The 503-nt window shown below is 38.4% G+C and carries 1 protein-coding gene; it reads right to left on the reverse strand.

From position 1 onward, the window contains the following. Positions 1-85 precede the first annotated feature (85 nt). A partial coding sequence (locus ACRCJ0_RS19590) for a sugar phosphate nucleotidyltransferase (protein WP_431391893.1) occupies positions 86-503 on the reverse strand: 418 nt, incomplete at its 5' end.

The raw sequence follows: 503 nt of genomic DNA on the forward strand, positions 1-503 counted from the left end.
ATCGCTTACCATTCTAACACGATTTAAGGGAAAAAGATTACAACTAGCTCAAGCTAATTACAACCTTTCACAAAAATTTCTCTCATTAAAGTTCATCTTCAATGGATAGTAAATACTCTTTCAAACCTTCTTTGATATCGTCTTGTTCAAGGCCGTATTCAATGCTTGTTTGCATGTAGCCCAATTTATTCCCAACATCATAACGACGACCAGTAAACTCATACGCAAACACGCGTTGCGTTTTGTTTAACCGGTCAATGGCATCTGTTAATTGGATTTCGTTACCAGCACCCTCACCTTGTGTTTCCAACAAGTCAAAGATTTCTGGCGTTAACAAGTAACGACCGATAATAGCCAAGTTTGATGGCGCATCTTCTGGTTTTGGTTTTTCAACGAATTGTTTTACATTGTAGATTTTTTCAGAGAATTGCGCTTCAGGATCGATTACCCCGTATTTATCTGTATCTTCATGTGGTACAGGCATTACCGCAATGTTAGACGCT

This window comes from Aerococcus sp. L_32 (genome assembly GCF_050689315.1).